The 26,949-nt window shown below is 31.9% G+C and carries 21 protein-coding genes and 1 pseudogene; 3 read left to right on the plus strand and 19 right to left on the minus strand.

Annotation, left to right across the window (positions count from 1 at the left end; all coding sequences use genetic code 11):
* Window positions 1-103: 103 nt before the first annotated feature.
* The 10 genes and pseudogenes from yihA to ACWJKS_RS14785 all read right to left on the minus strand — a co-directional run bounded on the left by yihA (window position 104) and on the right by ACWJKS_RS14785 (window position 14,518).
* On the minus strand, window positions 104-697 hold the full coding sequence (gene yihA, locus ACWJKS_RS14740) for a ribosome biogenesis GTP-binding protein YihA/YsxC (protein WP_165412005.1): 594 nt from the start codon (window positions 695-697) through the stop codon (window positions 104-106).
* Window positions 678-3,026: an endopeptidase La gene (lon, locus tag ACWJKS_RS14745; RefSeq protein WP_462959863.1), complete on the minus strand. Its 2,349-nt coding sequence runs from the start codon at window positions 3,024-3,026 to the stop codon at window positions 678-680. The genes yihA and lon overlap by 20 nt, the downstream gene beginning before the upstream one ends.
* Window positions 3,027-3,265: 239 nt before the next feature.
* Window positions 3,266-4,948 carry an ATP-dependent protease LonB gene (gene lonB, locus ACWJKS_RS14750; protein ID WP_165412007.1) on the minus strand — a complete coding sequence of 561 codons (1,683 nt, stop codon included), beginning with the start codon at window positions 4,946-4,948 and terminating at the stop codon, window positions 3,266-3,268.
* Between the two features lie 252 nt (window positions 4,949-5,200).
* Window positions 5,201-6,610: a group II intron reverse transcriptase/maturase gene (ltrA, locus tag ACWJKS_RS14755; RefSeq protein ID WP_258280593.1), complete on the minus strand. Its 1,410-nt coding sequence runs from the start codon at window positions 6,608-6,610 to the stop codon at window positions 5,201-5,203.
* A 500-nt stretch (window positions 6,611-7,110) separates the two neighbouring features.
* The gene (gene clpX, locus ACWJKS_RS14760; RefSeq protein ID WP_165412008.1) at window positions 7,111-8,403 is read right to left on the minus strand and encodes an ATP-dependent Clp protease ATP-binding subunit ClpX; all 1,293 of its coding nucleotides are present in this window, start codon (window positions 8,401-8,403) and stop codon (window positions 7,111-7,113) included.
* A 34-nt stretch (window positions 8,404-8,437) separates the two neighbouring features.
* A complete protein-coding gene (gene clpP, locus ACWJKS_RS14765) occupies window positions 8,438-9,022 on the minus strand; it encodes an ATP-dependent Clp endopeptidase proteolytic subunit ClpP (RefSeq protein ID WP_216301919.1) in 585 nt (194 codons plus the stop codon).
* 153 nt (window positions 9,023-9,175) lie between these two features.
* Window positions 9,176-10,468 carry a trigger factor gene (gene tig, locus ACWJKS_RS14770; RefSeq protein ID WP_462959864.1) on the minus strand — a complete coding sequence of 431 codons (1,293 nt, stop codon included), beginning with the start codon at window positions 10,466-10,468 and terminating at the stop codon, window positions 9,176-9,178.
* Between the two features lie 170 nt (window positions 10,469-10,638).
* Window positions 10,639-11,475 (minus strand): annotated as a pseudogene (locus ACWJKS_RS14775) (sugar phosphate isomerase/epimerase family protein).
* A gap of 16 nt (window positions 11,476-11,491) precedes the next feature.
* The gene (locus ACWJKS_RS14780) at window positions 11,492-12,322 is read right to left on the minus strand and encodes a hypothetical protein (protein ID WP_462959865.1); all 831 of its coding nucleotides are present in this window, start codon (window positions 12,320-12,322) and stop codon (window positions 11,492-11,494) included.
* 702 nt (window positions 12,323-13,024) lie between these two features.
* Entirely contained in the window at window positions 13,025-14,518 is a 1,494-nt protein-coding gene (locus ACWJKS_RS14785) for a hypothetical protein (protein ID WP_462959674.1), read from the minus strand.
* 180 nt (window positions 14,519-14,698) lie between these two features.
* Here ACWJKS_RS14785 and pflB point away from each other — a divergent pair, with 180 nt between their 5' ends.
* From pflB to ACWJKS_RS14800, 3 genes are all read left to right on the plus strand, one after another.
* Window positions 14,699-16,927 carry a formate C-acetyltransferase gene (gene pflB, locus ACWJKS_RS14790; protein WP_462959866.1) on the plus strand — a complete coding sequence of 743 codons (2,229 nt, stop codon included), beginning with the start codon at window positions 14,699-14,701 and terminating at the stop codon, window positions 16,925-16,927.
* 176 nt (window positions 16,928-17,103) lie between these two features.
* Window positions 17,104-17,829 carry a pyruvate formate-lyase-activating protein gene (pflA, locus tag ACWJKS_RS14795; protein ID WP_216301915.1) on the plus strand — a complete coding sequence of 242 codons (726 nt, stop codon included), beginning with the start codon at window positions 17,104-17,106 and terminating at the stop codon, window positions 17,827-17,829.
* A 449-nt stretch (window positions 17,830-18,278) separates the two neighbouring features.
* Window positions 18,279-18,905, plus strand: coding sequence for a class I SAM-dependent methyltransferase (locus ACWJKS_RS14800; RefSeq protein ID WP_462959867.1), 627 nt, complete (start codon window positions 18,279-18,281; stop codon window positions 18,903-18,905).
* 297 nt (window positions 18,906-19,202) lie between these two features.
* On the opposite strand, the gene pyrE is transcribed toward ACWJKS_RS14800, so the two are convergent.
* The 9 genes from pyrE to ACWJKS_RS14845 form a co-directional block, all read right to left on the minus strand.
* Entirely contained in the window at window positions 19,203-19,769 is a 567-nt protein-coding gene (gene pyrE / locus ACWJKS_RS14805; RefSeq protein ID WP_462959868.1) for an orotate phosphoribosyltransferase, read from the minus strand.
* An 11-nt stretch (window positions 19,770-19,780) separates the two neighbouring features.
* A complete protein-coding gene (locus ACWJKS_RS14810; RefSeq protein WP_462959869.1) occupies window positions 19,781-20,677 on the minus strand; it encodes a dihydroorotate dehydrogenase in 897 nt (298 codons plus the stop codon).
* Window positions 20,670-21,404: a dihydroorotate dehydrogenase electron transfer subunit gene (locus ACWJKS_RS14815; RefSeq protein ID WP_462959870.1), complete on the minus strand. Its 735-nt coding sequence runs from the start codon at window positions 21,402-21,404 to the stop codon at window positions 20,670-20,672. Before ACWJKS_RS14815 ends, ACWJKS_RS14810 begins: the two co-directional genes overlap by 8 nt.
* Before the next feature lie 35 nt (window positions 21,405-21,439).
* Entirely contained in the window at window positions 21,440-22,309 is an 870-nt protein-coding gene (pyrF, locus tag ACWJKS_RS14820; protein WP_216301910.1) for an orotidine-5'-phosphate decarboxylase, read from the minus strand.
* 51 nt (window positions 22,310-22,360) lie between these two features.
* Window positions 22,361-23,548, minus strand: a complete 1,188-nt coding sequence (locus tag ACWJKS_RS14825; protein WP_462959871.1) for a dihydroorotase — start codon at window positions 23,546-23,548, stop codon at window positions 22,361-22,363.
* Window positions 23,549-23,644: 96 nt separating this feature from the next.
* The gene (locus tag ACWJKS_RS14830) at window positions 23,645-24,079 is read right to left on the minus strand and encodes an aspartate carbamoyltransferase regulatory subunit (protein ID WP_462955235.1); all 435 of its coding nucleotides are present in this window, start codon (window positions 24,077-24,079) and stop codon (window positions 23,645-23,647) included.
* Window positions 24,079-25,005 (minus strand): aspartate carbamoyltransferase, encoded by a 927-nt coding sequence (gene pyrB / locus ACWJKS_RS14835; RefSeq protein ID WP_462959872.1) that lies wholly within the window; start codon window positions 25,003-25,005, stop codon window positions 24,079-24,081. The genes ACWJKS_RS14830 and pyrB overlap by 1 nt, the downstream gene beginning before the upstream one ends.
* 335 nt (window positions 25,006-25,340) lie before the next feature.
* Window positions 25,341-26,456, minus strand: a complete 1,116-nt coding sequence (locus ACWJKS_RS14840; protein ID WP_220319589.1) for a M56 family metallopeptidase — start codon at window positions 26,454-26,456, stop codon at window positions 25,341-25,343.
* A gap of 4 nt (window positions 26,457-26,460) precedes the next feature.
* Entirely contained in the window at window positions 26,461-26,835 is a 375-nt protein-coding gene (locus tag ACWJKS_RS14845; RefSeq protein ID WP_462959873.1) for a BlaI/MecI/CopY family transcriptional regulator, read from the minus strand.
* Window positions 26,836-26,949: the final 114 nt, after the last annotated feature.

Genomic DNA, 26,949 nt, shown 5'->3' on the forward strand with positions numbered 1-26,949 from the left:
TCTGTATATTTTTTACACATGCTAAAGGCAAAAAAAAATAGACCTCATTACTTTATGCACAAAGTACTAGTTTGCACGCCGTAATGTAGGTCTCTTTTATTTTTTATTCTTCTATGTGATCATCTTTAAACATGTTTCCTAGTAACTCTTTTACACCTATTTTCTTTAGTGAGGAAATATTAATAATTTCCTCATTCGCCTCAAGAGCAAATGTTTCCCTTATCAACTTATTATTTTTTACAAGCTCTGCTCTATTTAACTTATCTTTTTTTGTTGCCACTATTACAACTTCATAACCAAAATGTTTAATCCATCCGTACATTAGAAGATCATCTTTAGTTGGCTTACGTCTACAATCCACAAGTAATGCTACCTTTTGAAGTTGTGGTCTACGAATTAGGTAGTCCTCCATCATCTTACCCCATTTAGCTTGTTCAGTTTTTGATACTTTTGCATATCCGTAACCTGGTAAATCAACAAAATAAAAGCTATTGTTTATTAAAAAAAAGTTTATAAGTCTAGTTTTTCCAGGTGTTCCACTAACTTTAACCAGCTTTCGCCTATTTGTTAAAGTATTTATTAAAGAAGACTTTCCTACGTTGGACCTACCAACGAAAGCATACTCTACCATATTATCTGTAGGATACTGGTTAGGTTTTACTGCTGAAATTATGAATTCAGATTGTTTTATCTCCATTATATATCTCTCCAATTAATGCATTTTCAAGCACATGTTCTACTTTACTTGCAATTATAAATTTTAGTTTATTTTTAATACTATTTGGTATTTTTTGTATGTCTTTTTCATTATTTTTAGGTATTATAATTGTATCAATTCCTGCCCTATAAGCAGCTAGCGATTTTTCCTTAAGTCCACCAATAGGCAGCACTCTTCCTGTAAGTGTAATCTCCCCTGTCATCGCTACATTATGTCTTACTTTTTTGTTAGTTAAGGCAGATACCATTGCAGTTATCATAGTTACCCCGGCCGATGGTCCATCTTTAGGCACCGCTCCCTCTGGTACATGAATATGAATATCTTTATTTTTATAAAAATCTTTATCAATATTATATTTGGCTGCATTAGCTCTAACATAGCTGTATCCAGCTTTAGCAGATTCTTTCATAACATCTCCTAATTGACCGGTAAGTTGAAGCTTACCAGTTCCATCCATAGCACTTACCTCTACAGGCAAGATAACCCCACCAACCTCTGTCCACGCAAGGCCTGTTACAACTCCTACTCCATCTTCCTCGTCAGCTTTATCATAGGTATATAAAACTGGACCTAAATATCGTTTAACATGTGAAGTTGTAACATTAACATTAACATTTTCTTTACCCTTTTCTACCGTTTCAGTTATTGCCTTTCTTATAACTGAGGCAATTTTTCTTTCAAGATTTCTAACCCCTGATTCCCTAGTATAATTTTCGATAATGCAATTCACCGAAGAATCGGAAAAAGTTATTTTATCATCATCCATATTATGTTCTTTTAACATCTTTGGAATAATGTGATTTTTAGCGATATGGAATTTTTCTTCTGAAGTATAGCCTGACACCTCAATAACTTCCATTCTATCTAGTAATGGTCTTGGAATGGTATCTAATTTATTTGCAGTAGTTATAAATAAAACTTTCGATAAATCAAAGTCTAATTCTAGGTAATGATCCCTAAAAGTTGCATTTTGTTCACTATCCAAAACTTCTAAAAGCGCATCTGCCGGGTCACCCTTAGAATCACTGCTCATTTTATCAATTTCATCTAATAAGAATAATGGATTTCTATATCCGGCTTGTTTCATGGCATATATAATTCTACCTGGAATTGCTCCCACGTAAGTTTTTCTATGTCCTCTTATTTCAGCCTCATCTTTTACTCCACCAAGTGACATTCTAACGAAATTTCTATTTAATGCATTAGCAACAGACTTTGCTATAGATGTTTTTCCAACTCCTGGTGGACCTACCAAACAAAGTATAGGACCCTTAAGCGTATTACTGATTTTTTTAACTGCTAAATATTCTATTATTCTTTCCTTAACATCCTCGAGCCCATAATGTTCCGCTTTAAAAACTTCTCTAGCCTTGTTAATATCAATGGTATCTTTAGTCACTTTATTAAAGGGTAGTGCTAATATCCAATCCAAATAGGCTTTTGTTACTCCACTTTCAGAAGAATAACTCCCTGAACTTTTCAATCTATTTAGTTCATAAATTGCTTTTTCTTTTGCCTCTTTAGGAAGCTTTGCCTTTTTTATTTTATTTTCATATTCTACTATTTCTCTCTTATCCTCGTCATCTTCTCCTAATTCTTCTTGTATAGCTTTTATTTGTTCTCTTAGGTAATATTCCTTTTGGATTTTATCAATTCTACCTTTAACCTTGGTTCCAATCTTCTTTTCTATTTTTAATACTTCAACCTCATTTTTTAATATAAATAACAATTTTTCTAATCTTTTAATAACTTCTACTGTTTCAAGCAATTCTTGTTTTGTCTCTGGCTTTAGTATTAAATATGAGCTTACCATATCACAATATCTTCCTGGCTCTTCCGTCTCTTCTAAACTGAATAAAGCATCTGGGAAGTTGTTAACTGATAGATTTATGTATTCTTCAAAGGCTTTATCTATACTTCTAATGTATGCCTTACATTCCTTATTATCTTCATACAGTTCATCTTCAATAATTTCTACTTCCACCCGTACAAAAGGTTCCTTCTCTTTGTACTCAAGAATCTTACCTCTCTTTATTCCCTCAACTAGTACCCTAATTGCATCTCCTGGCAACTTTAATATTTGTTTTACGTTACAAATAGTACCAATATTATATATATCCTTCTCTTCTGGTTCTTCAATTTTTGATACTTTCTGTGAACCCAGAAAAATCTCTTGATTATTTAGCATAGCATCCTCTAATGCAAGTATAGATTTTTCCCTACCAACATCAAAGTGCAATACCATATATGGAAATATATTCATGTCTCTTAACGGAATTAACGGAAGAAGTTTTGTAATTTTATCCATTTTTCTCCCTCTTTTCTATATTATATTAATTTTTTTCTATTAATGTAAAATCAAACTTCTACTTTACAAAGAATAGATATCACAAACTATAAATATTTGATCATTATATTTTTATGTTTTTATATTTCGACTACTATAGTATACCTATAATACAATTATTTTTCAATACTACAAAGTTTAAAATAAAAAAGGTAATCTACTATAATTAAATAGTGATCACCTTTTTTTTAAAATATGATTTATCCTTTTAATGATTCAGCTGCTATAACATCCACATCTTTCTCAAATGCAATTGAAATATTTTTAGGATTCTCCTGAAGTAACGCCTCACGAATTACCTCACTAATATTACTCACTGGTATAATCTTAATATTTTCAATACTTTTAAAACTATCTTGCCAATTATCCCTCGGAATAATAACTCTTGTGGCACCTGCTTTTTTTGCAGCAGCGATTTTAGCATTGACACCGCCTATCGGCTTTACATTACCATGAATTGATATCTCTCCTGTCATTGCAACCATATTATCAACTGGCACACCTTTTATTGCACTATATATTGCAGTTGTTATGCTAACCCCGGCTGATGGGCCATCTACTGGTGATCCACCTGGAAAGTTTACATGAATATCATAATCATCACAATCTATATCAAAATATTTTTCGAGTACTGTAACCACATTTTCTACTGATGATCTCGCAGTACTTTTTCTTTTCAATTTTTTATTGCTACTACTTATTTCTTCTTCTTCAATAATTCCTGTAATTTTAAGAACACCTTTTCTAAGCTTTATTTTTTTTGCACTAGCTTCAATTTCCATTACCGCTCCTATATTAGATCCGTAAACCGCAAGCCCGTTTACATATCCAATTTGTGGTTTATCGGATATCATATTTTCGAACCTTGGGGAGTACTGACCATTTTCTATAACCCACTCAACATCCTCAACACTTACTTCATCTCTATCATCGTTAATAGCCATACCACTAGCTAACTGAATTAAATTAACAGTATCACGTCCATTGCTAGAGTATTTACCAACAAGCTTTAATGCTTTTTCACATATTTTAAGACCTATTTTATTTATTGAATTTTCAGCGATTGTTTGTAATTCTTCTGGTAGTAATGCCCTAAAAAATATCTCTATGCACCTTGACCTTATTGCAGGCATTATTTCTTCTGGATTACGTGTAGTTGCACCTATAAGTCTAAAATCAGCTGGAAGCCCTTCATCAAATACTTCTTTTATATAAAGCGGCATGTTAGGATCTTCTCCATTATAATAAGCGCTATCTAAAAATACTTTTCTATCTTCTAATACTTTAAGGAGTTTATTCATTTCTATAGGATGTAGCTCTCCAATTTCATCAACAAATAGAATTCCGCCATGTGCTTTTGTAACCGCTCCAGGCTTTGGTTGAGGTACTCCAGCCGCTCCGAGTGGTCCGGCTCCTTGGTAAATGGGATCGTGAACGGATCCAATAAGCGGATCTGCAATCCCTCTTTCATCAAATCTAACAGTTGTTCCATCTATTTCTACAAACTTAGAACATTCATTAAATGGAGATCGTTCTCTTTTTTTAGCGTCTTCAAGTACTAATCTAGCAGCCGCTGTTTTTCCTACTCCAGGTGGCCCATAAATTATGACATGTTGAGGATTAGGTCCGCATATTGCTGCTTGCAGTGCCTTAATTCCTTTTTCTTGTCCTATAACCTCCTCGAATCTTGTCGGTCTGCTTTTTTCAGTAAGTGGTTCTGTAAGGCTTATGCTTTTCATTTTTCTTAAATTTTCCATTTCTTTTTTGTTTCCTTTATTAACAACCACCTTACTACTTTGCTGACTTTTTAATGCATTAAAAAAATATAATCCAATAACTATTGTAAAAAAAAGTTGTATTGCCATAAGAAGTTTCATTGTCATATTATTTAAAGTTTAATATTTAATATATTAAACTAATCCTCCTTTCTCATATTAAATTTGCATATTTTAGTAAATATTGCATCATTTATATTATGGTCAAGAAATGAATAATATATTCTTCTTATTCCATATATTATTCAAATTTTTAATTTTATAATTTCCTCAAATCGAGTAGGAGCTAAATAATTAATTTATTTAGCGACCTCTCACACCACCGTGCATACCGTTCGGTACACGGCGGTTCAATAGAAATTAATGTTTTAATAAATATGTCTCAGATATAGAAACTAATCCTATATTTTTAAGGTATTTATTGGTCAATGTTTTGTTTAATATAGGGCTATTGGATGTTCTCCAATAGCCTTTCCTTGTATTTGCATATTGCAAAGCTTTATTGTTTGGTATTCCTAATTTAACAAGGTTCCCATATTTTGTTTTAATCTTTTTCCATTGTTTCCAAAAACACATTCTAATTCTTCGCCTTAACCATTCATCAAGTGTTTTAAGAATACTTTTAATGTCTGCAATAGCAAAATAATTTATCCATCCAACTATCACTTGCTTAAGTTTCATAAACCTATATTTCATGCTCATCGCATTACTTCTTGAAGTTAATTCTTTTAGCTTTGCTTTGAATTTGATTATAGGTTTTTGAGGAACTCTCATTCTGTATTCACCTTTTGCTCGGTAAAATGAAAATCCTAAAAATTTAAGTTTCCAAGGTCTATCTACTGTACTCTTTTCTTTATTCACTCTAAGCTTTAACTTTTCCTCAATAAATCTCGTAATACTCTTCATTACTCTATTTGCTGATTTCTCACTTTTGACGTATATATTCGCATCATCAGCATATCTACAAAAGTTTAGTCCTCGTTTTGTTAGTTCTACATCGAGTTCATGTAACATTACGTTACTTAATAATGGGGACAAAGGCCCGCCTTGAGGTGCTCCTTCTTCTGTATTCATAAATACCCCATTTATCATCACTCCACTTTGTAGATACTTTCGTATCAGAGAAATTACTCTACTATCTTTAATATCTTCCGATAGTATCCTTATTAATTTATCATGATTTATCGTATCAAAGTATTTAGAAAGGTCTATATTCACCGTCCATGTATGTCCAGCATTAATATATCCCCTACATTTTTCAACAGCTTGTTTTCCACTTCTTAAAGGTCTAAAACCGTAACTATTATCAGAAAATTTCTTTTCATATACTGGTATTAGAGTTTGTGATATCGCTTGCTGAATAACTCTATCTAATACAGTAGGTATTCCAAGTAGCCTAATTCCACCGTCAGGTTTTGGTATTTCTACCCTTCTTACGGCTAGAGGTCTATATCTACTTTCTAATAATGATTGCCTTAATTCTTGTCCATGCTCTTTTAGATAATGTAGAAGTTCATCTACTGTCAAACCATCAATCCCATGACTTCCTTTATTGGCTTTTACTCTTTTATATGCTTTATTCATATTATCTCTCGATAATATCTGCTCGAGTAAACCATTATCATATTCATTCACATCGTTTCTTCCTTCTTCTGACATAGAGGAAATACTATGCACTTCTACATTACCTTCGAGTTCCACTCTATTCTCTCGTAGAGAGCCTTCTTTATGAAGTTGTCTGCTTTTATCATATTTTCTCGTATCCTTCAAAATTCCAAAACCTCCTATTGTTCAGTCCTTCCCACGCTAACGCGTTTTGCATGGTACTATGACGTCTGCTGACTTCTGATAGTTCAGCCATACATCACTGTATGGGTTGTTATTTCTAAATTCATATCCACAACTTACCTATCAGATCTCCCCGGGTAAGAACGCAATCTTTCACTCCATCTATCTGCTACATTTACACCACTTGTTTCGAATAGTTTTGGGCTTCGTTTTGTATTGCAAACTTACCCACAAGCATATGCCTTATATGTAGTTTCTGTTCGTCAGACCGGAGTTTGGCCGCCAACTTCCTTCAGATTCCATCTCACGATGGACACCCTTGTCTTAAGCTATGCACTTGGCACTATTAACCCGTGCTAGGGACTTTCACCCATTAGATTGCGCCCATGCCGGGCGCACAATAAAAAAAAGACAGATATATAATCCGTCTTTCTTCTACATTAATATTACACCTGCGTAGGTGATGATTTAGTCTTAGTTTACTATGCTGTTTCTGGGCCTTTTTTAGTTTTAATTTTCTGTGCAATCTTTAATTTTTCTCTTTTTCCACTTTCAGCTAAGACTAATTGTGGGTTTCTAGTTCTAATAGTATCCTCATTAACTATTACTTTAGATACTTGTTCATTAGATGGAATATCAAACATAATTTCCTTCATTGTATCCTCTATAATAGATCTAAGTCCACGGGCTCCAGTTTTTCTTTTGATAGCTTCTTTAGCTATAGCTTTTAACGCTTCTTCTTCAAACTCTAATTCTACGTTATCCATCTCAAACAATTTCTTATATTGTTTAATGAGCGCATTTTTAGGTTCACTAAGAATTTTAACTAATGCTTCTTCATCTAACGCTTCAAGAGTAACTACTATCGGAAGCCTTCCTACAAACTCTGGAATTAATCCAAATTTCAATAAATCTCCTGGCATTATAAATTTCAACATTTCTCCTACATTTGCTTCTTCTTTTGATCTTATTTCAGCTCCGAAACCAACAGATGTAGTTCTAGTTCTTTTTTCTATAATTTTATCAAGTCCATCAAATGCTCCTCCACAGATAAATAAAATATTTGATGTATTTATCTGAATAAACTCTTGATGAGGATGCTTTCTTCCACCTTGTGGTGGAACTGATGCTGTAGTGCCTTCTAATATTTTAAGTAACGCCTGTTGAACGCCTTCTCCAGATACATCCCTAGTTATAGAAGGATTTTCAGATTTTCTAGCTACCTTATCTATTTCATCTATATAGATAATACCTTTTTCTGCTTTTTCTACATCATAATCAGCATTTTGTATTAATTTAAGTAAGATGTTTTCTACATCTTCTCCTACATATCCTGCTTCAGTAAGTGTAGTCGCATCGGCTATTGCAAAAGGTACATTTAAATATTTTGCTAATGTTTGAGCTAGTAAAGTCTTACCACTTCCTGTAGGTCCAAGTAATAATATATTACTTTTTTGAAGTTCAACATCACCTTCATTAACATTTGAATTTATTCTTTTGTAATGATTATATACTGCTACAGCCAAAGATTTTTTAGCGGTATTTTGCCCAACTACGTACTCATCTATATATTTTTTTATTTCTGCAGGTTTTGGTAACGACCCTAGGTCTAGTTCAACATCCCCCTGGAATTCATCTACAATTATTTCAGAACATAATTCTATACACTCATCACAAATATACACTCCTGGTCCTGCAATTAATCTTCTAACTTGTTCTTGGGTTTTACCACAAAAAGAACATTTAAGTTGTTTTTTTTCATCAAACTTTGTCATATTTTCACCTCAACTAACCTTATTTCGTTTAATGTTATTTCTTTTTAGATATAACTTCATCTATTAATCCATACTCCATAGCTTCTTGTGCACTCATGAAGTAATCTCTTTCAACATCATGTTGAATTTTTTCAATTGATTGTCCAGTTCTTTCACTATAGATTTTATTTAGTGTAGCTTTAGTTTTCATAATTCTTTTTGCGTGAATATCAATATCAGTTGCCTGACCTTGGAACCCACCTAAAGGCTGATGTATAAGTATTTCGCTATTAGGTAATGCAAATCTTTTTCCCTTTTCACCAGCATTTAATAAGAACGATCCCATGGATGCTGCCATACCAATACAAATAGTTGAAACTTGTGGTTTTATATATTGCATTGTGTCATAAATAGCCATCCCTGCTGTAATTGATCCACCTGGACTATTTATATATAAATAAATGTCTTTATCAGGGTCTTCCGACTCTAAATACAATAACTGAGCAACAACTAAACTAGCAGTGACATCATTTACCTCTTCTCCTAGGAAAATTATTCTATCATTTAATAATCTCGAATAAATATCATAGGATCTTTCGCCCCTATTAGTTTGTTCAACAACCATTGGCACTAAACTCATATAATTCACTCCTTTACTCTAATAATAGTACTGTTTAACTAGGTAATCTATTCCTTAATTCTATCCCAAGTAATTATTTTTTAATCAATTAATTTTATCCTGTATTTAAAATTAATTGCCAGAGAAATATCTGGCAATTAATTCTAGTATAAATTATGCAGTAACTTTTGCACTATCAACTAACATATCTATTACTTTTTCATTTACAACATCAATTTGTAGATATTGTTTTTGCGCTTTCATAATTAAGTCTGCTGTTTTATCTATTTCTTTGTCTCCATATTGCGCCGCAACTTGTTTAGCTTTTTCTAACAGTTCTTCATCACTAGCTTCAAATTTTTCTATTTTCGCTATCTCTGTTATTACTAAATCAGTTTTAACTCTCTTTTCAGCTGCTTCTTTCATGAACTCCCTAACCTTTTCTTCAGTGTTGTTAGTGTACTGATAGTACGATTCAAGATCTAACCCTTGTTGTTTTAATTTCATTTCTAAATCTTTGAGCATTATATCAGTTTCTCTTTTCACCATAATTTCTGGAATATCCATTGCTACGTTAGAACAAACTGCATCTATTACAGCTTCTTCAAATTCTTTCTTTTCTCTATCTGCACTTGATACCTCAAGTGATTTTTTAATGTTATTTCTTAATTCTTCTAAAGTATCGAATTCTGACACTTCTTTAGCAAATTCATCATCAATAGCTGGTAATTCTTTTTCTTTCATGCTTTTAATAGTTACATTAAAAGTTGCAAGTTTTCCATTTAAGTCTTCTCTTCCATATGCTTCTGGAAAATTAACTTTAACTTCTTTAGTTTCTCCAGCTTTTAAGCCTATTAATTGTTCTTCAAAGGTATCAATAAATGATCCTGAACCAATTTCAAGTTCAAAATCTGTTCCTTGTCCGCCTTCGAAAGCTACATCTTCAACAAATCCTTCGAAGTCTATAATTGCTATGTTGCCCATTGCAACAGCGCCATCAAGCTTCTCTTCAACTCTAGCATTTTTTTCTTGCATGCCTTTTAACTGATTTTCAATTTCACCATCTGTTACCTTATATTCAGTTTTCTTAACTTCTAATCCTTTGTATTCTCCAATTTGAACTTCGGGTGCTACTGCAATTGATGCAGTGTATACAAAATCTTTTCCTTCCCCTATTTCAACAATATCAATTTGAGGATAATCCAATGGCTTTATATCATACTCTTTTAAAGCTTCTGGATATGTATCATCACAGCAGAAGTTTATAGCATCTTCAAAGAAAACACCTTCACCATACATTTTCTTTATTATATTCATTGGAGCTTTACCTTTTCTAAACCCAGGTATATTAATAGTCTTTGAGTTTTTTGCACAAGATTTTTTCAAAGATTCATTAAATCTTGTTGCTTCCACCGTTATTTCTAATTTAATAATATTTTTTTCTAATTTTTCCATTTTAATGTTCATTATATTACTCCTCCTAATCGCCACAAATGCTTATTACTTTAAATATTATAACATAACTTTTCATGTATTTACAAATATTCTTAAGCATATTTGCTCAAATAGTCTAATGCTATAATTATAACCAAATTGCTTATAATTTACAAGTTAATTTTGCCAAGCTTTTCTCCTTGCTATAGTATAGAACTGTCACTTATAGAAGTGCGAGGCTTTCCTTCTGAACTATTGTTAAATTTTTCAAGAACAAATTCCTTTGCTTGTGTCAGTTCCTCGCAACTTAAATAATTGCTGCTATAAACTTCTATAGTTCCTTTTCCACTATACTAAACGCTCTTAAGTTTGTTATTTATATATTCATAATCCAAATTACCTTTTCCAGGTAAAAGACAAGGGGAATTTTCATCTCTATCATTAATATGAAGGTTCACTATATTTTCGCCCATAACCTCAATATACTTTTCTATAGAAACATTGGCTTTATACGCTTGTTTAAAATCTAAAGTAAAATATATTGGGTACTTACATTTAGCAGCCAAAAATGTTAAAAACTTTAAATTTCCGGACATACACCAAGATACATTTTCCTGCGCCAATTTAATCCCCATTTCCATTGCAATATAGGAAAGTTCATTATATGTATCTATAACAAATTTAGTATCAAGCTCATTAAAATCTGCACTGCGCATACCATGAAATGTATAACAGCTTGCACCTAATATCTTTGCTGCCCTACAAACCTTTTTAAAATGTTTTAACATGTCCAGGCGTCTTCTGTCATATTTATCAAAAAGATACGGCTCAAATGAACTTGAAAATGCATGAACCGAATTTACATTGAATTCATAGGTTTCTTTTTTTTCAAGTAACCTCTTTAAAAAATCTTCCTCGTACTCACCCGGTGTATTAAAAAATATTTCACCATGATTAAACCCTAACTCTTTCATCTTTTTTATACTGTTTTCCGTACTCAAATTAGGATAAAAACATGCCGAAGATAATCCTATATCCATGCTTAACCTCTTTTCTCTACTGCGTTACTTCACCTAATAAATTTACATACACTACCTGACCATCTACAATTGTTTCAAGCCCCTTTGCCGTTATGTTTTTAAAAGTAATTTGTTTACCAGATAATGACATTACCTGCATATGCTCATTATTTTTTAAATTCACCTTCCATATATATTGAACTTCCTTTTCCTTCATCCAAGGTAATTCACTAACGTATGCAATATTATCTTCATCAATGAACTTAGGTGTAATTGACCAAATATATGTTGGTTTCTCTTTAAGCTTATTTACTTTAGGAAAAACTTCACCTTTACTAGATTTATATTCTTTTTTTGTGATGTCTTTAGTGATTTTATTCACATCAATGTATAGCATATCCTGGTTTTTCGTACTCTGCACTACTATTGCTTTCTTACTTGGACTTATGTCATATGATATATCTTTAGTGTTTGATACACCTTTTATATTTTTTTCGCCTGATTTTACATTATATTCAACGCTAATTTTCTGCCCATCCGAAAATGAAGCAGTAAAGATCTCATTTTTTTCAACCGCTTCCGCTTTTAAAGCAGCCTCTGCCTTTGCTTTTGCTGAAGCCTCTGCAGCTTTCGACTTTTCATCATCTGCCTGTTGTTTAACAACTTCTTCTGATTTTTTTTGTGATTCCGCTGCCTTACTTCCCTTATCCTCTGCATTGATTTTTGGTTTACTTAATAAAAAATCAAAATCTGTAGCTAAAAATATGCTCAACCCTATTATAGGTACAATAATCAATAATAATATTGTTTTTCTTCGTTTTTTCACTTCTTTCTCATAATCCTTACTAAACATGCTAGGCTTCTTCATATAATTTACCTCCATTATAATTGATGCAGTATTATTAATTATACATCATTGTAAATGAAAATAATATGGTTTTTTAAAGATGACATATATGTCTCTTTGTTTATCCCATATCATCTACCCCTTTAGCGATATATATTTTCCAAGTAGTCTATATTAAATAATCTTCTGCAAAACTGCAACATCTAATTTGATTAATAGTCTGCATTGATATAATTTGTTAAAGTTTCAAGTAATTAAGCATATTTTTCTATTATAATCCAATCCAGTATGGCCTTGTTTCATTTTAAAAACATCCTGTTGTTTTTCTTCGTTAAATGTTTAACACTTCTAAAGTGTTGTATTTCAACGTTCGCATAGTCATCTGAATATTCTCAATTTTCCAACTTTTATAAAACACTTGAACTGTTTCATTTTTAATATTACAATATATATATCGACATAATCAATTTAAATTACCACTACTATATATCGATTATTTTATGAATTTGTTGTGATTTTATGTAAAACCAATCACTTTAAAAAATATTATAACATTAATGTAGAGTAGTCACGGAAACTAATATGTAAAACTTAATTATGTATAGAGTCATTATAGTGCTATAAATTTTATGTTCAGAGAGCAGTTAGGAATAAAAATAGGTATAGCAAACAAGCCTACACGATGCAGGAATTTTCAGAAAAAAGTACTTAATTGTCAAACAGCTACTCTAATAAATTTAAAATACTAAAACCTGAAACTTTAAGTCTTGCATCTAGATGAATATTAATTCCAGCAATCATAGTCATAAATGAATAACGTTTTTTACCATGTATTCGTAAAGTATGAATTTTATAATCATTTAGAATACGATTGTTTATACGTTCTGAGCAGGTTCTAGTTTTATAAATAGTTTTCCATTGTTTTGAGCCGCGAGGCACAGGAGTAAACAACCGCAAATCCCATGATGGTTTAGTGTAGATTACTCGCCCATAAGGTGAAGGTGAGCACTGTTCACAGCAAGAGCAACTAGCAACCTTTTTTAAAACTAAAGGGCAACGCCATTTAAGGCGTGAACGACTTTTTTCATAACCGTTATAGACCATTTCATGGCCACCAATACAGATAGGAAATCCTTTTTCATTAATATCTAGAGTAACTGGATATTTTGAATTTCCTTTGTTTTTGGAGTTCAGATCAATAAAGGGATTAATGTTCCATTTAGAACATAATTCATATGTAGGGTAGTTATCATTAGCTGAGTCAAGAACATAATTTGATATAGTGAACTGCGGTAACAGTTCTCTAAATTCAGCTAATGCTACTATTCCAGTGACACTGTCGTGTCTGCTTGCCTCTACAAATCGTAGATAAATAGGTAGATCTATCTTATATTTTTTATTATAGACAGATAAAGCATAGAGAGTGTAGCCATAAAACCAACGATTTTCATGGCTGTCCCAACCCCAATTAGCATTTATGTCAGAAAGTCTACGAGGGCATTTGCAATCGTAAATTCCATTTTCACGGCAGTCACAAACTTTAGAACCATAGTAAGAAGACTTACAGTGAACACAAGTACCATCGCCGCCAACTGTAAGGTTATCTTTTTCTATTAAGTTAAGATTAAAAGAGGGTTCTACAGCAACTAATGAGAATATTTTTTGAAGCAGCCTTTCGGCTCTTAGGGAAAATGAGCGACCAGCTTCAAAAAAATCTGAAATTCTCTTAACAACACCAGTTTTTTTATTAGGAAGCTTTTTATTTTTCCCGGGTGCCTTAATTTTAGAGGGTTTCTTCTTATACGAATATATTTTTTTTAGGTTTACCCTGTCGGTAGACAGATTTGAAAGCCATAATCTAGAGATAAAATCATAATGAGCACCAAGTGATGGGACATTATTTTTAGTGCAGCCTATACAGGTTGCAAGTAACTCACAGGCATGAATCTTTTTAACCCAGTTGGTAATGCTTGTTTCCTTTTGAAAAAGCATTAAAGAAAATGAACGAAATATCTCAGGTTGAAGAGTTGCAGGTCTACCAATATTAGAATAATAAGGTTTTAATATCTCTCTAAGAATATCTAAGTCTAAGCAATACAACTTAGAGATAGAAGGTTCAAGTTCTATAATTTTTTTAGGAAAAGCTTTGTAGAAACATGAGAGATTTAAAATAATAAATTGCTGATAATCAGCATGAGAGCTCCAATTTTTAAGCATAAAATAATCCTCCTATTAAAACATGTCTTTAAGAGGAGGACCGCAAAATTTTACAGGCTTGTCAAGTGTTTTATGCAAAAAAAGTGGGGGAATCAACAAAAATTAATGATACTAAAAATGAGTAATCACAGGAGCTAAGGAGTTTCCGTGAAAGCTCATGTATTATAAGGAGGAAAACAAATGTTTAAACAATGGACAGGCTTTAAAGGCGACCAGTGGAAAGATGAAATTAATGTAAAAGACTTTATTCAAAAAAATTATACCTTATATGAAGGTGATGATAGTTTCTTAGTAGGAACAACTGATAAAACTAATAAAGTTTGGAATAAAGCTAATTCCCTTATTATAGAAGAAATAAAGAAAGGTATTATAGATGTAGAAACTAATGAGGTTTCAGGCATAGATAATTTTGCACCTGGATATATAGATAAAGAAAATGAAGTAATTGTTGGATTACAAACGGATGCACCACTCAAAAGAATAGTAAACCCATTTGGTGGCTTTAGAATGGTAGAGCAATCACTTGAAGAGTATGGCTACGAATTAAACAAGGATATAAAAAAATACTTCCCTAAGTATAGAAAAACTCATAATGAAGGAGTTTTCGATGCATATTCTGATGCTACTAAAGTTGCAAGAAACGTAGGATTATTAACTGGACTTCCAGATGCATATGGTAGAGGAAGAATAATAGGAGATTACAGAAGAATAGCTCTTTATGGATTAGATTATTTAGTAGAGCAGAAGAAAAAAGATTTAAAAGAATTAACAGGACGTGCATCAGATGATTTAATAAGACACAGAGAAGAACTAAGCATGCAAATTAAAGCACTTGGTCAAATAAAAAGCATGGCTTCAAAATACGGCGTTGATATTTCAAAACCGGCTACCACTGCACAAGAAGCTGTACAAGCAGTTTATTTAGGATACCTTGCAGGAATAAAAGAAAACAACGGCGCTGCAATGTCACTTGGACGAACTACTACTTTCTTAGATATTTATTTTGAAAGAGATTTGGCGAAAGGTTTAATAACCGAAAATGAAGCTCAAGAGATTATTGATCAATTCGTAATTAAACTTAGAATGGCAAGACATCTTAGAACTCCTGAATATAATGATTTATTTGGTGGAGATCCAAATTGGGTAACAGAATCAATAGGTGGCGTTGCTCTTAATGGCAAAGCAATGGTAACAAAGAATTCTTTTAGATTCCTTCATACATTAACAAACCTAGGATCAGCACCAGAACCTAACATGACTGTACTTTGGTCAGAAAAATTACCAGAAACTTTCAAAAAGTATTGCGCTAAAATGTCTATCGAAACTGATGCCGTACAATATGAAAATGATGATATAATGAGACCAATATATGGTGAGGATTATGGTATAGCTTGTTGTGTATCTGCTATGGAAATTGGTAAGAGAATGCAATTCTTTGGAGCAAGAGCTAACCTTGCAAAATCTTTATTACTATCACTTAATGGCGGAGTCGACGAATTAAAAGGCAAACTTGTAGTACCTGGAATTGAAAAGACAACTGATGGAATTCTTGACTACAAAACAGTTAGAAAAATGTATTCAAAAGTTTTAAAATATGTTGCGCAAATGTATGTGGATACAATGAATACCATACATTATATGCATGATAAATATGCTTATGAAGCTGGTCAACTTTCTCTTCATGATAGTGATCTTAAATACTTCATGGCATTTGGAGTAGCAGGGCTTTCTGTTGCAGCCGACTCCTTAAGTGCTATAAAATTTGCTAAGGTATCTCCAATAAGAAATGAGAATGGCATAACCGTTGATTTTGAAATTGAAGGAGATTTCCCTAAATACGGAAATGATGATGATAGAGTTGATGATTTAGCTGTTAATCTTATAAAGGAATTCAGCGATAATCTTAAAACACACCCTACATATAAGGGAGCAGAGCATACTTTATCAGCACTTACTATTACATCAAATGTAGTTTATGGTAAGAAGACAGGAGCAACTCCTGATGGAAGAAAACAAGGTATAGCACTTGCTCCTGGAGCAAACCCAACACAATGTAACGATGAAAATGGAGCATTAGCATCATTAAATTCAGTTGCTAAGATTCCTTATAGAAATTATTGCCAAGACGGAGTTTCAAATACTTTTTCAATAGTACCAGCTGCACTTGGAATAGATGAATCTACAAGAATAAATAATCTAGTTTTCCTTTTAGATGGTTATTTTGCACAAAGTGCACACCATTTAAATGTAAATGTACTAAATAGAGAAGTTTTAGTTGATGCTTATGAGAATCCAGACAAATATCCAACACTCACAATAAGAGTTTCAGGATATGCTGTTCATTTTAATAGATTATCAAAAGAACAACAACTTGAAGTTATTAGCAGAACTTTCCATGATAAAATCTAAATAATTTTATATATTATGAGAGGTGCTTATTATAAGCACTTCTCAATTTATATAAAACTAATTGTGGGTTTCATTTTATATTAAAGCAAAAATATTGTTTTTGTTTTAATATGAAATGAATATAATCTAGTTTTGACATTGAAATTTCTTGTAACAAATCTGAAGGAGGAGTATATATGGTAAAAGGTAAAATTCATTCTATAGAGAGCATGGGCCTGGTTGATGGTCCTGGAATAAGAGTAGTAGTTTTTTTTCAAGGCTGCAAACTAAGATGTGCCTATTGCCACAACCCCGATACTTGGAATCTAAGTGGCGGCATTGAAATGACTGCGGAAGAAATTGTTCAAAAAATCATTAGATTCAAACCATATTTTAATAGATCTTCCGGTGGAGTTACTTTCTCTGGCGGCGACCCGTTAGTTCAACCACAATTTCTACTTGAGTGTTTAAAATTATGTAAACAAAATGGTATCCATACTGCCATAGACACAGCTGGTTTTGGTGATGGTGACTATTCAGAGATATTAAAGCATACAGATTTAGTTCTTTTGGATATAAAGCATACAACTGGTCAAGGTTATGTTAATTTAACTGGCAGAGATTCAACTGATGTTAATACATTTTTAGAAGCGTTAAGACACTCTAAATCTAGAGTTTGGGTAAGACATGTTGTTGTACCCGGAATTACAGATTCTGTGGAACATATAACTAAACTCGCGAAAATTATTAGTAAAGAGGTTCCGCATGTTGATAAACTAGAGCTTCTTTCCTATCACGTTCTTGGAGTAAATAAATACGAAGCTTTATCTATCCCTTATAAATTAAAAGGTGTAGAACCAATGGATAAAGTTAAAACTAAAGAACTCCAAACACTAATAAATAATTTACTTAAGATCAAATAAAAATACGAAATTTTTCCTGCATGACTACAAATTAGAGTTTGAAACATGGAAATCCATTAAGGAATTCTAATGTTTCTACTCTTCTTATTTTAAGTCACTTCCGGAGAAGGTTCATGCTATTATGTATATGACGTCGCAAGCAAAACCCATATCAATTATGATGTGGGTTTTGCTATATTAACATCCTGAATATAATTTAAGGTACTAATTGTATAATAAGTAACGATTGACTCAGTTGAATTTTTGCAGTAAAATAATAAACGAACATATGAATATGTGAACATATGAATATATAAACAACTACACATAAAAATATAGATTTTGTTATTGGAGGTTTTCATTTACTTAATCCCTCATCCCACAAATATAAAACTATAGAATTTATAATCTATATAGGAAGATATTTTAGTACAAATCCAAATATTATTAACTCAATAAGGGAGGAAAGTATGCATTTACATTTACAATATAGGATTATTTCAAAATTTTATGATTTAGTAGACGTATTCTACTTTAATTGTACAAAGACCAATCCAAGAAAAGGTATATTGGACTTTATATCAGAGCGAAAATCAAAAGTATTGGAAGTTTGTATTGGAACTGCTACCAACAGTATTATTATTGCAGATAACAGAATAAACACTGAAATAGTTGGCATTGATTTATCTAAAGAAATGTTAGCACTTGCCAAAGAGAAAATAGAAAAAAGGGGAATACGAAATATCGAAACCCTTGTTATGGATGCAACAAATATGAACTTTGATGACAATTATTTTTATGTCGTCTTAATTTCATTAGTTTTACACGAAGTTGATGATAATATAAGGTATGAAATAATGAAAGAATCCAAAAGAGTATTAAAAAACAAAGGCAAAATAGTTGTTGTTGAATGGGCTCAACCTAAAAAACTTATTCAAAAACTTCTATTTTCAATTATTAAACTATTAGAACCAAAGGGATTTAAAGAGTTTTTACAATTGGACATAAAAGAATATGTTGAAAAATTTTCTCTAAAAGTCTTGAGTGAGAAAAAATGTGATTATACTCGAATATTTGAAATTACAAAAGAAGAATAATTTTAGTAACATAGTGCGTTATCTTCTTAAACAACTATTAGCAACCCAATTATATCTTTTTTCTTAGAGAATGCTAATAAAAGTATATATTGCGTAGAATGCGTTCGAGCGAGGCTTAGTAATTCTTAATTAATATTATTTTCAGTTGAGTAAAGAAAAATGCATGTTTGAACGCAGCAAGTTTGCATTTTTTAGCAACTTAAAATAATATTAATTTTAGAATTCCTTGGCAAAGTGAGCGCATTTCAGCAATATATACTCTTCATTACAGCATTCTGTGAGAAAAAAAGATTACATTTATTTTATATTTCTACTACCAGGTTTTATGTAATCTGTTCCAGCTTTACAAAGTGGGCACTCTGATGGATCGTAACTTTCAATATCTAGTTTTATTGAGCTATAGATAGGATAATCAATAGTGCTACTTCCTCTATCTACTATGCAACATATCCCAACTACTTCTGCCCCAAGTTCTTTTAAGACTTTTATTGTTTCTAAAGAAGACTTGCCAGTAGTTACTACATCCTCTGTAATTAAAACCTTTTGTCCCTTTTTAATTTCAAATCCACGTCTAAGTTCGAAGGTGCCGTTTACTCTTTCAGTAAATATAGCAGGCTTTCCTGTTTGTCTACCTACTTCATAAGCTACTATTATACCACCCATCGCCGGGCCTACTACCACATCAAAATCTATATCTTTAATCTTTTCTACTACTACACTTAGTACCTTTTCAGCCTTGTCTGGATACTGAAGCAATTTTGCACATTGGCAATACCTATTGCTGTGTCTTCCTGAAGATAACAGAAAATGTCCCTCAAGTAGCGCACCTGATTCTTTTAATATATCTAAAACATTAATATTCATAGTATCTCCTCCTATATAATCCCTCTAATTTCACTTAGATCTTTAATACCTTCTTTTATCATATACTTCTCAATTCCGTCGATTATATCATTGCAAATATCCGGTTTTATGAAATTGGCAGTTCCAACTTGAACCGCCTCTGCTCCCACCATTATAAATTCTATAGCATCCTCAAAGCTAGTTATACCACCCATACCTACAACTGGTATATTTACAGCTTTACATACTTCATGTACCATTCTGAGTGCCATAGGTTTTATAGCTGGTCCTGATACCCCTGCATATATATTATTAAAAATCGCTTTTCGTTTATGTATATCAACTGCCATACCTTTAAACGTATTTACTAAAGATAATGCATCTGCTCCAGCTTCACAGCATTTATATGCCATATCTACTATGTCCTCTGCATTCGGTGAAAGTTTAACCATAAGAGGTTTCTTGCAAATACTCTTAATTTCTTTCACTGCTTCATATGCTACCTTTGATTTAATTCCAAAAGCCATACCCCCACATTTTACATTAGGGCAGGATATGTTTAATTCGACTATATCTATAGCCTCATTATTTAATTTTCCTATTGCCATTATGTATTCTTCTATACTACCTCCACCAACATTTGCAATTATAGCTGTGTTATATTGTTGCATTTGCGGAAGTTGTGTATTTATAAAATTTTCAATACCTGGATTTTGAAGTCCTACACTATTTAGCATTCCCCCACGGGTTTCATAAATTCGTATTCCATCATTACCTTGCTTTTCATTTATCGTAAGACCTTTACTTGATATGCCGCCAAGTCTTCCAATATCGTAATACTTACTATACTCCTCGCCAAATCCAAAAGTTCCAGATGCAGCTATGACTGGATTTTTTAAATGCACACCGCATAATTCTACTTTAGTCATTAAAAATCAAATCCTTTCCTTCAAAGACTGGACCATCCTTGCAGGTTCTCTTATTTCCACCCACGGTTTTACAAGTACATACAAGACATGCACCTATTCCGCAAGCCATATGGTTTTCCATAGACACATATACTGGCACTTTTGCGTCACAACACATATTTACAACCTTTTTCATCATAATTTCTGGTCCACAGCAAATAACAGTTTCATATTCTTTTACATTTATTATGTCTGTTACGTATCCCTTATGACCAATTTTACCACTTTCTGTGGATAAGTTAATTTTATTTACATATTTTTCCACAGAATCCACAGAATAATCCACAGTCCTAAACCCTGCATACAAATCTATTTCACACGACCTAAGTTTTTTGATCAGATAAACAAGTGGCGCTATTCCAATTCCTCCAGATACAACAGCAATTTTCCCTTTTATTTTTTCCACATCAAATCCATTTCCGAGTGGCCCCATTATCTGAAGTTCATCATTTGCGCAGAGTTTACTAAGATATTTTGTACCTTGACCTACTATTTGGTATAAAAAGCTTATTTTCTCATCATCCACATCATACACACTTATAGGTCTTGGTAATAATGGCTCCATTTCTTTTACCTTTAACATAAAAAATTGTCCTGGTTTTACGTTAAACTTGCCCTTTATAGAAAGCTTATACACGCCATCACTTATTTCAACATTTTCATATGTCTTTTCTACTGAACATATCAAATAAACCCCTCCAGCATTTTAATAAAGAATATATCTTATTTTTTGTTTGCGGCTTTTCTTATTTCGTCTCTCATTTTTATAGCTTCTTCGCGAGCACACTGTTCAAAACGAATTTGACCATTATCTGCTTTCTTGTATGCAAGCAAAATACTTCTAGATGCATTTACTACTCCACCATTCCCATTTTTCAAATATATGGCTACATCTTTCGCTGCTCCACCTTGTGCTCCATACCCCGGTATTAAGAAAAACATTTTTTGAAGATCATTTCTCATCTTTAATCCTTCATCTATATGCGTGCACCCAACTACTCCACCTATGGAGCTATATCCACACTCTCCAATAAATTCACTTCCGATTTTTAATAACTTTTCCCCCACAATATCATAAACCTTTTTATTTTCTTTATTCTCTATGTACTCTATATCTTCTGCTCCTTTATTGGAGGTTCTTACTAGTGAGAATAATCCCTTTTCCTTATTTTTTAAATAAGGAAGATATGGTTCAATACTATCCATCCCCATGTACGGATTTATAGTTATAAAGTCACTTTCAAAATCCCCTTCAAAATGAGCTTTAGCATACATTTGTGCAGTTTTTGCAATGTCTCCTCTTTTAATATCTGCAATCACTATGCCACCTTTGCTTTTTATATAACTCAAGGTGTCTTTGTATACTTTTAAACCTTTTAATCCAAGAGCTTCATAATATGCTATTTGCACCTTATAGCAAGCTGATACATCAAAAGTAGCATCAATTATCATTTGATTAAATCTGTATAACGCGTGCTCCTCATGCATAAACTTATTCCTAAACTCTACTGGTAAATATTCTAAATCCGTATCAAGCCCAACGCATACATGACCGTTTTTTTCTACACTTTTAAATAATTTATCTATAATCAAAGATTATTCCGCCTTTACCATTTTATTTACAAATCAACACTTTGTTTGTTTCTACTTATCTTTATAAATTATTCTCCCTGCCTTAATAGTACACATTACCCTACCTACTACAGCCTTACCCTCAAATGAGGAATTGTGTCCTTTAGATAAAAACTGCGAAGGATCAATGTTATATTTAGATTTAGTATCTAACAGTACCAAGTCTCCATCATAACCTATTTTTATTTCGCCCTTGTTAAATCCCATAATTTTAGCTGGGTTTTTTGACATCAATTCAGAAAGTTTATTTAAAGTAATATGACCTTCTCCTACCAATTTAGTGTAGCATACAGGAAATGAACTTTCTAGTCCTGATATACCAGGAGCGCCCTTTATTTTATCCTCAACACTATGTGGCGCATGGTCAGTAGCTATAACATCCACAAAGCCATCTTTTATAGCTTGTATTAAGAAGCTTACATCCTCAACTTTCCTCATAGGTGGATTTACCCTATAGTTTGTTTCTTCTGTTAATGCTAGATGATGCGGCGTAACTTCACAGGTTATTCGTCCCCCCTGCTGTTTTCCTTTTATAATATCTTGCATAGCTTCTTTTGTACTAACATGAGCTAAGTGAAGTTTACAACCTGTGAATTTTGAAAGGGCTATATCTCTCCATGTCATCATATTTTCAGCAAGCCTTGTATCAACTTCTACTAACTCTTCATTTTCAGCATGAGATATTACTGTTAAATCCTTTTCTTTAGCTTTAACCATTGCCTCAAGCATTATACGACTATCATAAACCCCTTTACCATCATCCGATATAAATCTTACTGAATTGGTTAACTGACCTAGGTGATCTATAGATTTCCCCAATAGATCCTCTGTAATAGATGCACATTGATGAATGTCCAAGAGATTTATTTCCCTAGATTTTTTGAGCACCTTATCTATTGTATCCATTGAGCTACATACTGGTTTTGTATTTGCCATAAGGTTTACCGCAGTATATCCACCCCGCACTGCGGCCTGGCTTCCCGATAGTATATCTTCTTTATATGTATACCCCGGTTCTCTAAAATGACTGTGAAGATCTATAAAAGAAGGGGCTAAAATATATCCCTCTCCATTTATTACCTCACAGTCTTTTTCTAGTTTTTTTCCTATTTCATATATTGTTCCTTTATTTATATAAACATCGCCAATAAAATCCTGTGATGAATCAACTACCCTTGCGTTCTTTATTAACAATTCCATAGTTCTACCATCCCTTCACACTGTATTACGATTTTTTTTGTACGGTCTAAGTCACAATTTAAACCGTACACTTTATATTAATAATTATGTGTTTTATTACGATACAGTAGTATGGTTATTAATCTCATCACAATATATACATCTATACTCGCCCTTTTCACTATTTGCTAAGTAGAAACTATTCAAAATTTCTTGCTCTACAGATGTTATGCATCTTGGATTATTGCATCTTATAACATTATCAATTTTATCTGGCAGCTTTAGTTTAACTTTATTTTCAATTTTTTCTCCAGTTATTATATTTATTGTTATGTTAGGGTCTATAAACCCCAACACTGTAAAATCTATATCAATCTCGTTTTCTATTTTAATTATATCCTTTTTTCCGAGCTTCCCGCTATGTGCATTCATAATAAGCGCAACTGTAAATTCAGCATTATCAAGACCTAAATAGTTGAATATTTTGAGTCCTACACCCGCTTTAATATGATCTATTACTATTCCTCTTTTTATGCTATTTATTGTTACCATTACTTATCCACCCCCAAAAGTTTAGCAATAAGTGCCATTCTTGCATACATACCATATTTTGCTTGTCTAAAGTAACATGCCCTTGGATCAGCGTCGATTTCCACAGCTATTTCATTAACTCTAGGTAGTGGATGAAGAATTATCATCTCTTTCTTAGCTTTTAGCATTTTTTCTTTATCCAGTATATAAATATCTTTAAGTCTTATATAATCTTCCTCATTAAAAAATCTTTCTTTTTGAACTCTAGTCATATATAAAATATCTAAATCTCCAATAACATCCTCTAATTTTTCAACTTCAAGGAACTCCATATTATTTTTTTCCAATACTTCCGATTTAATGTATTTAGGAATTGTTAATTCATTTGGTGAAATTAGTATAAATTTAATGTTTTCATATCTTGACATGGCTTTTATTAATGAGTGAACTGTTCTACCAAACTTTAAATCACCACAAATTCCTATGGTTAAGTTTGATAATGACCCTTTAATATTTCTTATGGTTAAAAGATCTGTTAATGTTTGAGTTGGATGTTGATGCCCACCATCACCGGCATTTATTACTGGCATTTGAGAGTGCATAGATGCAACTTTAGGAGCTCCTTCTTTGGGATGTCTCATGGCTGCAATATCTGCATAACATTCTACTGTCCTTATAGTATCTGCTACACTTTCCCCTTTTGCTGCCGAACTTGATTTCGCCTCTGAAAAACCTAAAACCTGACCTCCAAGTCTTAACATTGCCGCTTCAAAGCTTAATCTTGTTCGTGTGCTTGGTTCATAAAATAATGTTGCCAAAACTTTCCCATCACAGATATGAGAAAAATTTTCAGGTTTTTTAATTATTTCATCTGCATAATCAAAAATCTCCTCAAGCTCTAATATCGTAAAATCCATTGGTTCAATTAAGTGTCTTCCTTTTAGCATATTACATCCACTCCTTCTCAGCCTCTCTGAGCTAAATTTAAAGGTACTATAAGTACTTTTAATATTACATTTACTTCTAAACAAAAAACGCCCTCTCTTTTATGAGAAGGCGTAGTAATATCGCTGTAAAACATCTACTTCCTTCTCAGCCTCTCGGGCAAAATTAAAGGTTCTTTATTCTTTTACCTATAATACTATACATTTTAATCCCTGTCAACATAATTTACCACAAAACCATAGCTCATAAATTTCTAGTTTTAACTTTTTTAATAAGTTAAATTTTAAATATCAAGACTTTTTCAGTTGCCTCATTTCAATGACCTTTTTTTATGTAGTTATTTATATGCTTCAGGCGATATCTCTGATGATGCTTGAATAGTTTTATAATAAACTTTTGTACCATCTTTATTTAAAATCTTCAAATCCCCCTCTTTGGCTCCTTGCTCTAAATTATTCTGCAATTCCTGTTTAACCTTATTCATATCATCATTAATATGCTCTTCTGGAGTATCCGCAAATACATTTACTGAAAATAGTGATGCTCCTGATATTACAAGTAGTAATGCTCCTGTGATTATTCCTTTTTTCTTTGATTTCAAATTTAACATACTCTCAATTCTCCTATTCATTATATTTTTATCATCATTAAAGGGTGATATTAAGCTATTTGATAATTTAAACTGATTATTAAATTTCATTGAGTTTATAAGTGTTAAGGCATAATTTTTTCTTTCATCTATTCCTAGTGATTTTAAGAGCTTTTCATCACAGGATAATTCACAATCTTCATTTAAAATACTTTTTAACTTATAAATTAAAGGATTAAAGAAATGTAATGATATAACTAAAATGCTTAGAAGTTTATATATCCAATCTTTTCTTTTAAAATGAATCAATTCATGTTTTATTATCCATTTTAAATCTTCATCTTCATATGTTCTTTCTGGTAATATAATTGTTGGTTTTACTATACCTATAATAAATGGTGTTGAAATACTACTGCAAAATTTAAGAGGAATATTTCTTTTGATACCCATTTCTTTTTTCGATTTGCTATATATTCTCATGATTTTTACATTGTATATATTTCTTGAAGTCTTTTTAATACTGCTATTAAATTTTTTGTTACATAAAATAATAAATAAAAATATTATTGTAGATGTTATGAAATAAAGATATGGAATTATACTTATAACATGACTAATTTTAGCCATGTTATCATAGATACCACTAGGAATTACATTATCTTTTACCATTAACACATTCTTAGGAACATATATTGAAATTTTAAGGGGCAGAACCATTTTTAAAATTATAACTATACAAATATAGTAATTGAAATTTGCACTATATTTACTAAGTACCTTTTTTCTAAATATTAATAGCAATAAAATCCAAAAGGTTCCTATTAATGAGGCTTCTATAATGTTTTCAAACAATGTTTTTAGCATATTATCACCTATTTTTTATCATTCTATCTAGTTTTTCTAAATCCTCGTCTGATAATATGTCCTTAGTATCATGTAACATTGATACAAGGCTAGTTAAAGAATTACCATGAATATTTTTAAGGAATTCCTTTGTTTCTAAAGACTTATATTCTTTTTCTTCTACCTTTGGAAAATAGTAAAACTGCTTTCCTCGTTTTTCTGCTGAAAGAAAATCCTTTTTTATTAAACGTTTTAGAAGTGTAGCTGTTGTTCCAGCTTTCCATCCCTTTTGAAGAGTGATTATCTCAGCAACCTGGTTTGTTGATAAAGTTTCTTCATTACTCCAAATTAAATTCATAACTTCCAATTCTGTTTGTGGAAGTTTTTTTAAATTCATCATTAAAGCCTCCTTTAATTTAATAATACAAACGTATTATTAAATTGTCAATACATTTGTATTATTTTCTTTAATAAGTATAATTACAACTATAGCTATTTAATCTTTATTATATTA

The sequence above is a fragment of the Clostridium sp. CM038 genome (assembly GCF_055081105.1).